The 7,986-nt window shown below is 70.5% G+C and carries 7 protein-coding genes; 2 read left to right on the top strand and 5 right to left on the bottom strand.

The genetic code is table 11. The features are described 5' to 3' along the window. Positions 1-113: 113 nt before the first annotated feature. Entirely contained in the window at positions 114-2,804 is a 2,691-nt protein-coding gene (gene polA / locus CHF16_RS02750; protein WP_089324248.1) for a DNA polymerase I, read from the bottom strand. Between the two features lie 90 nt (positions 2,805-2,894). Between polA and CHF16_RS02745 the strand changes: the two genes are divergently transcribed. Both CHF16_RS02745 and CHF16_RS02740 read left to right on the top strand, forming a co-directional pair. Continuing rightward, entirely contained in the window at positions 2,895-3,299 is a 405-nt protein-coding gene (locus CHF16_RS02745) for a PaaI family thioesterase (protein WP_425427466.1), read from the top strand. A 280-nt stretch (positions 3,300-3,579) separates the two neighbouring features. Then, entirely contained in the window at positions 3,580-4,143 is a 564-nt protein-coding gene (locus tag CHF16_RS02740) for a DUF4352 domain-containing protein (RefSeq protein ID WP_089324247.1), read from the top strand. A gap of 67 nt (positions 4,144-4,210) precedes the next feature. On the opposite strand, the gene CHF16_RS02735 is transcribed toward CHF16_RS02740, so the two are convergent. Genes CHF16_RS02735 through CHF16_RS02720 form a run of 4 tightly spaced genes read right to left on the bottom strand, consistent with a single transcriptional unit; the run spans position 4,211 to position 7,962 of the window. Beyond that, positions 4,211-5,068, bottom strand: coding sequence for an ABC transporter ATP-binding protein (locus tag CHF16_RS02735; protein WP_089324246.1), 858 nt, complete (start codon positions 5,066-5,068; stop codon positions 4,211-4,213). After that, positions 5,058-5,849, bottom strand: a complete 792-nt coding sequence (locus CHF16_RS02730) for an ABC transporter ATP-binding protein (RefSeq protein ID WP_425427465.1) — start codon at positions 5,847-5,849, stop codon at positions 5,058-5,060. Before CHF16_RS02730 ends, CHF16_RS02735 begins: the two co-directional genes overlap by 11 nt. Then, positions 5,846-7,000: a branched-chain amino acid ABC transporter permease gene (locus CHF16_RS02725; RefSeq protein ID WP_089324245.1), complete on the bottom strand. Its 1,155-nt coding sequence runs from the start codon at positions 6,998-7,000 to the stop codon at positions 5,846-5,848. The genes CHF16_RS02730 and CHF16_RS02725 overlap by 4 nt, the downstream gene beginning before the upstream one ends. Continuing rightward, the gene (locus tag CHF16_RS02720) at positions 6,997-7,962 is read right to left on the bottom strand and encodes a branched-chain amino acid ABC transporter permease (RefSeq protein ID WP_089324244.1); all 966 of its coding nucleotides are present in this window, start codon (positions 7,960-7,962) and stop codon (positions 6,997-6,999) included. Before CHF16_RS02720 ends, CHF16_RS02725 begins: the two co-directional genes overlap by 4 nt. Positions 7,963-7,986 lie beyond the last annotated feature (24 nt).

Below are 7,986 nucleotides of genomic sequence, written 5' to 3'. Positions count from 1 at the left end.
TGCCTCAAAACCCACACCACCTACGACCAGACCACCGCATGGTCACACCACCACCACGACCTCGCCGCTTGACATTCAACCTCCAGGGATGTCTGACGCCAAGGGCAAAACAATCAATGCGCAGCGTCCTGCCAGGTGGGGCCGGTGCCCATGGAGATGCTGAGGGGGGCGCGGAGTTCGTAGGCTCCGGCCATCTCGGTGCTGACGAGGGTCTTGAGGGTGTCGAGCTCTCCGGGGGCGACTTCGAAGACGAGTTCGTCGTGGACCTGGAGGAGCATGCGGGAGGTCAGGCCGGCGTCGCGGAGGGCGCGGTCGACGTTGAGGCCGGCGACCTTGATGATGTCGGCTGCGGAGCCCTGGATGGGGGCGTTGAGGGCCATGCGCTCGGCCATCTCGCGGCGCTGGCGGTTGTCGGAGTTGAGGTCGGGCAGGTAGCGGCGGCGGCCGAGGATGGTCTCGGTGTAGCCGTCCTGGCGGGCCTTGGCGACGATGTCGCGGAGGTAGTCGCGGACGCCGCCGAACTGCTCGAAGTACTCCTCCATGAGGCCGCGGGCCTCGTCGGGGGAGATCCGCAGCTGCTGGGACAGGCCGTAGGCGGACAGGCCGTAGGCGAGGCCGTAGTTCATGGCCTTGATGCGGGCGCGCAGCTCGGAGTCGATCTGCTCGGGCGGGAGGCCGAAGACGCGGGACGCGGTGATGGTGTGGAAGTCGGCGCCGGAGCCGAACGCCTCCAGCAGGGCCTCGTCCTCGGAGAGGTGCGCCATGATCCGCAGTTCGATCTGGGAGTAGTCGGCGGTGAGGAGGGACTCGTAGCCCTCGCCGACGACGAACGCCTCGCGGATCTGGCGGCCTTCGGCGGTGCGGATCGGGATGTTCTGCAGGTTCGGGTCGGTGGACGACAGCCGGCCCGTCGCGGCGATCATCTGGTTGTAGGTGGTGTGGATGCGCCCGGCGTCGTCGAGCATCGGGATCAGCGAGTCGACGATGCTCTTGAGCTTGGCGACCTCGCGCCAGCGCAGGATGTGCTCCAGGACGGGGTGGCCGTCCTTCTCCAGGAGGGTCGTGAGGGCCTCGGAGTCGGTGGTGTAGCCGGTCTTGGTGCGCTTGGTCTTCGGCAGCTTCAGCTCGTCGAACAGCACCTGCTGGACCTGCTTGGGCGAGCCGAGGTTGAAGTCGCGGCCGACGGCGTCGTGGGCGAGCTGCTCCTGCTCCTTCACCTGCCCGCCGAGGGACGCCGACAGGTGCGCGAGGCGGTCGGCGTCGACGGCGATGCCCGCGCGCTCCATGTCGGCCAGGACGCGCACGAGGGGCAGCTCCACCTCGTGGAGGAGGCGGGTGGCGCCGCGCTTCTCCAGGTCCTTGTCGAGGATGTCGGCCAGCTCGGTGACGGCGCGCGCGCGGACCGCGAGGGCCTCGGCGGCCTCCTCCTCGCCGGAGCCGTCCAGGGTGAGCTGCCCCGAGTCCTCGGTCTCGCTGCGCAGCTCGCGGTGCAGGTAGCGCAGGACGAGGTCGGCGAGGTCGAACGTCCGCTGGCCGGGCAGCGCGAGGTAGGCGGCGAGCGCGGTGTCGCTGGTGACGCCGGCCAGCGACATGCCGCGCGCGGCGAGCGCCAGCATCGGGCCCTTGGCCTCGTGGACGGCCTTGGGCCGCGCCGGGTCGGCGAGGTAGGCGGCCAGGGCGCGCTCGTCGTCCTCGATCAGCTCGGCCGGGTCGAGGTGGACGGCCGGCCCCTTCTTGGACGCCAGCGCCAGCGCGGTGATCTCGCCGGTGCCGCGGCCCCAGGTGCCGGTGACGGCGACGCCGAGCCGCTCGCCGGCGTTGGCGTCCAGCCAGGCGCCGAGCGCGCCGGGCTCCAGCGCGTCCAGCTCGACCTCGAAGCCCTCGTCGGCCTCGGGCTCGGCGGCCGACAGCGACGCGTACAGGCGCTCGCGCAGGACGCGGAACTGCAGCGAGTCGAACAGGGTGTGGATCTCCTCGCGGTCCCACTGGCCCATGGACAGCTGCGGCGGCGTCAGCTCCAGGCCGACCTCGGTGTCGAGCTTGTTGATCTGCTGGTTGCGCAGCACCCCGGCGAGGTGCTCGCGCAGGTTGTCGCCCGCCTTGCCCTTGATCTCGTCGACGCGGGCGACGAGGGTGTCGAGGTCGCCGTACTTGGTCAGCCACTTCGCGGCGGTCTTCGGGCCGACGCCGGGGACGCCGGGCAGGTTGTCGCTGCTCTCCCCGACCAGCGCGGCCAGCTCCCGGTAGCGCTCGGGCGGCACGCCGTACTTGGCCTCGACGGCGGCCGGGTCCATCCGGGCGAGCTCGGACACGCCGCGGACCGGGTAGAGGATCGTGACGTGCTCGTCGACGAGCTGGAACGCGTCCCGGTCGCCGGTGACGATCAGGGTCTCCATGCCCGCCTCGGTCGCCTGGACCGACAGCGTGGCGATGATGTCGTCGGCCTCGTAGCCGGCGACCGACAGCCGCGGGATGCGCAGCGCGTCCAGCACCTCGAAGATCAGGCTGACCTGGCTGCGGAACTCGTCGGGGGTCTTCTGCCGCCCCGCCTTGTACTCCACGTACTGCTCGTGCCGGAACGTCGGCTCCGACCGGTCGAACGCCACCGCGATGTGGCTCGGCTGCTCGTCCCGCAGGACGTTGATGAGCATCGAGGTGAAGCCGTACACGGCGTTGGTCGGCTGCCCGTCGGTGGTGGAGAAGTTCTCCACGGGCAACGCGAAGAACGCCCGGTAGGCCAGGGAGTGCCCGTCGAGCAGGAGAAGCCGGTCACGCTTGTCAGGGGTCGCTGGTGTCGTCGCCACACCAGGACTCTAGTCTGCGCGTACGACAGTTTTGTGGAGGCGTAAGTGACTGACACCGGCGGGACGTCCCCGGAGCGGGCGGCCGCGGAGATCAACACCGGCGGGGGCTTCGACGGGTACGGCGACCTGGCCAAGGCCATGGGCGTCGAGTACCTGGAGGTCTCGGCGGAGCGCGTCGTGGGCCGGATGCCGGTCAAGGGCAACACCCAGCCGTACGGGCTGCTGCACGGCGGGGCCTCCTGCGTCCTCGCCGAGACGCTCGGCTCCGCCGGGTCGGCGCTGCACGCCGGACCCGGACGCGTCGCCGTCGGCATCGAGATCAACGCCACCCACCACCGGTCCGCGACCGAGGGGTACGTCACCGGCGTCGCGACCCGCGCGCACGGCGGCCGCACCCTCGCCACCTACGACATCGTGATCACCGACGACCGGGACCGGCGGGTCTGCACGGCGCGGCTCACCTGCATGCTGCGCGACGCGCCGCCGGGGGCCTGATCCGCCGCGCGATCCGCGCTTTCTTTGCGGGCCCCGCCCCGGGGTCGGTAGCGTGATCGGAACGGCCCGGGGTCACCGAGTAGACAACGTACGCGCCCGGGGAAGGTTCGTACGGCCCCAAAGGTGACCCCGGGTCAACGCATGTCCGGACCCGTCCCGGCGGTGCTCCGCGCGGCCGCCTCCCGGCGACACCGGCGTGGGTTCGTGACCGGTTGCGGTTGGGTTGCGAAACGGGATCACCGGTTCATTCCCGTCCCCGCCCCGCCGTACGTTCCGGACCATGCGCCACCACCGAACGCGCACCCGCCCGGCCGCCGCCCTCACCGGGGCGCTCGCGCTCACCGCCGCCCTCACCCTCGCCGGCTGCTCCGGCTCCGGGGACGGCGACGCCCTCCCCACCTACAGGATCCCCGCCGAGACCGCCCGGGAGGGCGAGTCCGCACCCGCCGGCAAGACCGCCCGCAGCGCCGACATGAGCTTCACCGTGATCGGCTACAGCACCGCCATGACCGACGTCATGGGCACCCACGCCGCCATGGACGCCAAGGGCGCCTTCACCCGCGTCCGCGTCCTCGCCGTCAACACCGGCCGCGACATCCAGGTCTTCGACACCTGGAAGCAGCGGCTCGTCACCGCCGACGGCACGGCCCACTCCCCCGACGTCAACGCCACCATGATCAAACGGCAGCCGGAGCGGCTGTCGGTCGGCGCGTCCATGCGCGTCGAGTTCGACCTGTGGTTCGACATCCCGCGCGGCGCCAAAGCCACGGCGATCCGCCTCTACGGCTCGCCCCCGGTCGGTGCCGTCAGCGACCCGCCCCCGGCCGAGATACCGCTCCCCTGAACGCGGCGGCGCCCGCCGGCCCCGGACGAACCGGGACCGGCGGGCGCGCGACGCGAGCGGACGCCCGCTAGCCGGACTCCTCACCGTTCTCGGCGGACGCGGCCTTCGCCGAACCCGGCCCTGCCGCATCCGACCCTGCCGCATCCGACGCGGCGGAACCCGACGCGGCAGGCCCCGACGCGGGCGCGTCCGGCGCGGACGCGTCCGACGCCGTGACCGACTCCCCGGCGCCCAGATAGGCGGCCCGGACCTGCGGATCGTCCAGCAGCTCGGCCGCCGGCGCCGACTTCACCACCCGGCCCGTCTCCAGGACGTACGCGCGGCTCGCGATCTGCAGCGCCTGCTGCGCGTTCTGCTCCACCAGCAGCACCGTCGTGCCGCGCCGGTTGATCTCCTCGATGATCGAGAAGATCTGCTGCACCAGCATCGGCGCCAGACCCATCGACGGCTCGTCCAGCAGCAGCACCTTCGGCTTGGCCATCAGCGCCCGCCCGATCGCGAGCATCTGCTGCTCGCCGCCGGACATCGTGCCGCCCGGCTGCGACTTGCGCTCGGCCAGCCGCGGGAACAGCTCGTACGCCTCGGCCAGCTCCTTGGCGGCGCTGTCCTTGCGGGCGTACGCCCCCATCAGGAGGTTCTCCTCCACGGTCATCCCGGGGAAGATCCCGCGCCCCTCCGGCGCCTGCCCGATCCCGGCCGACACCCGCTTGTGCCCGGCCAGCCGGCTGATGTCCTGACCGTCGAAGCGGATCGCCCCCGACGTCAGGCTCCGCAGCCCGGAGATCGTCTTCAGCGTGGTCGTCTTCCCGGCGCCGTTCGCGCCGATCAGCGTCACGATCTCGCCCTCGTCCACGGACACCGAGATGCCCTTGAGCGCGGCGATCTTTCCGTAGTGGACGTGGATGTCCTCGATCTCAAGAAGCATCGGCCGGAGCCCCCAGATACGCCTCGATCACCCGCGGGTCGTTCTGCACCTCGGCCGGCAGGCCGTCGGCGATCTTCTGCCCGAAGTCCAGCACCGCCACCCGGTCGCTGATCCCCATCACCAGGCTCATGTCGTGCTCGATGAGCATGACCGTCACCCCGGTGTCGCGGATCCGCCGGATCAGATCCTGCAGCGCGATCTTCTCCGCCGGGTTCATGCCCGCCGCCGGCTCGTCCAGCAGCAGCAGCTTCGGATTCGTGCCCAGCGCCCGCGCGATCTCCAGCCGGCGCTGGTCGCCGTACGGCAGGTTCTTCGCCGCCTCCTCGGCCCGGTGCGGGATCCCCACCAGCTCCAGGAGCTCGCGGGCGCGCTCGCGGCCCTGCCGCTCCTCCCGGTGGAACCACGGCAGCCCCAGCGCCGCGCCGGCGAGCCCCGTCCGGTGGTGGGCGTCCGTGCCCACCAGGACGTTCTCCAGCGCCGTCATGTTGTGGAACAGCCGCACGTTCTGGAACGTCCGCGCCACACCGAGCTTCGTCACGACATAGCGCTTCTTGCCGTCGATGCGCTTGCCGTCGAACACCACCGCGCCCTCGGTGGGCCGGTACACGCCGGTGGTCACGTTGAACACCGTCGTCTTCCCCGCCCCGTTCGGGCCGATCAGCGCGAAGATCTCGCCCTCGCGGATGGTGATCGCCACCTTGTTCAGCGCCACGACGCCGCCGAACCGCATCACGACATCGCGCAGCTCCAGAACCGGCCTGCGCTCGTCCGTCCCGCTCACTTGCCCACCTCCGCGGCCTCGGACTGACCCGGACCGGCGACCTCGGCGCCCATGCTGCCCATGCCGCCCGTCCCCTCCGCCAGCTCGGCCTTGCGCCGCCGCGACGGCCACAGACCCTCCGGACGGAAGATCATCATCAGCACCAGCGCGCCACCGAAGATCAGCATGCGGTACTCGTCCAGGAACCGGAACCGCTCGGGCAGCCACGCCACCACGAACGCCCCCAGGATCGCACCCGGGATGTTCCCCGAGCCGCCCAGCACCACCGCCGCCAGGATCAGCGCCGACACGATGAACTCGAAGTTCGCCGGCAGGATCGACGTCTGCTTCGCGGCGAACACCACGCCGCCGCTGCCGCCGATCGCCGCGCCGATCGCGAACGCCGCCAGCTTGAACTTGAACGTCGGCACGCCCATCAGCTCCGCCGCGTCCTCGTCCTCGCGGATCGACGCCCACGCCCGGCCGACGCGCGAGGCGTCCAGCCGCCGGACGAAGATGATCGCGATCACGATGAACGCCAGCAGCAGGTAGTAGTACGGCCGCGTGTCCAGCAGCCCGTACTTCAGCGGCTGCACCCCGAGGATCTCGAACTCCGACAGCGACGGCGGGTGTGGGATCCCCTGCACACCGCGCGGGCCGTTCACGAACGAGCTGTTGTTCGCCGTCCGCTTGACGATCTCACCGAAGCCGAGCGTCACGATCGCCAGGTAGTCGCCCCGCAGCCGCAGCGTCGGAGCCCCCAGGATCACCCCCGCCAGCGCCGAGAACAGGATCGCCAGGACCAGCGTCTCCCAGAAGCTCCAGTGGTACCGCACCGCGAAGATCGCGATGGTGTACCCGCCCACCGCGTAGAACGCGACGTAACCGAGGTCCAGGAGGCCCGCCATGCCGACCACGACGTTCAGGCCCAGCGCCAGCAGCACGTAGATCGCGATCTGGTCGCTCAGCATCGACGGCCAGCTCGCGCCGCTCGGCGCCATGAAGCTGCCGATCGCCTCGCTCGGCAGGAACACCGCACCGACGATCAGCAGGATGTAGACCGCCCAGCGCTGCCAGCCGGGGGCGCCCGCCCACCAGTCCCGCAGCGGATCGAGGGAGAGACCGGAACCGCGCCGGCCCGCCTTGCCGTTCTTCGTCTTCGAAAGGTTCATGCGCGCGCCTGCTGGAGAGACTCACCGAGGATGCCGGTGGGACGGAACATCAGGACCAGGATCAGCACGGTGAACGCGACCACGTCCCGCCACTGCGAACCGAACAGGCTCGACCCGTACATCTCGAGCAGCCCGAGGACGAACCCGCCCGCGAGCGCCCCGCGGATGTTGCCGATCCCGCCGAGCACCGCCGCCGTGAACGCCTTGATGCCGAGCAGGAACCCGACGAAGTAGTTCGTCTGCTCGAAACGCAGGAAGTACAGCGCCGCCGCGACACCCGCCATGACACCGCCGACCATGAACGTCACCGACACCACCCGGTCGATGTTGACGCCCATCAGCACCGCCGTCTCCGGGTCCTGCGCCGTCGAGCGGATGCCCCGGCCCAGCTTCGTCCGGTTCACGAACTGGTCGAGCGCGACCATCATCAGCACCGCGCCGAAAAAGATGATCAGCTTGTCGTTGCTGATCTGGATGGGGCCGAAGTCCACCACGTTCGACAGCTGCTTGAAGTGCTCGTCGACGGGTAGCCGGCCGCCCTCCTTCGAGGTCCCGAACACCCGGTGCACGACGACCGTCGCGAACAGCTGCTGGATGAAGATCGACGCCCCGATGGCCGAGATCAGCGCGGCCAGCCGGGACGCGCCCCTTTTTCGGAGCGGCCGGTACGCCGTCACCTCCAGCAGCATCGCGCTGCCGGCCGTGACCGCCCCGGCCACCACCGCGGTCAGCGCCACGACGCCGATGAGCGCGAAACCGCCCACCGTGCCGACACCGAGCGTGCGCACCGTCCACAGGGCGGCGAACGTGCCGACCATGAAGATGTCGGCATGCGCGAAGTTGATCAGCCTCAGCACGCCGTAGACCATCGTGTAGCCCAGCGCCAGCAGCGCGTAGATCGCGCCTAGCGACAGACCGTCGATGGTCGACGGCCAGAATTGATTGATGAAGTCGTCGAGCACCTTGGGGTCGCCTTAATCAGAGAA

The organism is Actinomadura meyerae (assembly GCF_900188445.1).
Lineage (GTDB): Bacteria > Actinomycetota > Actinomycetes > Streptosporangiales > Streptosporangiaceae > Spirillospora > Spirillospora meyerae.
This window is presented reverse-complemented; position numbering and strand designations above follow the sequence as displayed.

What these genes read in the sequence shown, in the direction of transcription:
- CHF16_RS02740 (WP_089324247.1), top strand. Translation starts at nt 3,580, where the DNA reads ATGCGCCACCACCGAACGCGCACCCGCCCGGCCGCCGCCCTCACCGGG.
- CHF16_RS02735 (WP_089324246.1), bottom strand. Translation starts at nt 5,068, where the DNA reads ATGCTTCTTGAGATCGAGGACATCCACGTCCACTACGGAAAGATCGCC.
- CHF16_RS02725 (WP_089324245.1), bottom strand. Translation starts at nt 7,000, where the DNA reads ATGAACCTTTCGAAGACGAAGAACGGCAAGGCGGGCCGGCGCGGTTCC.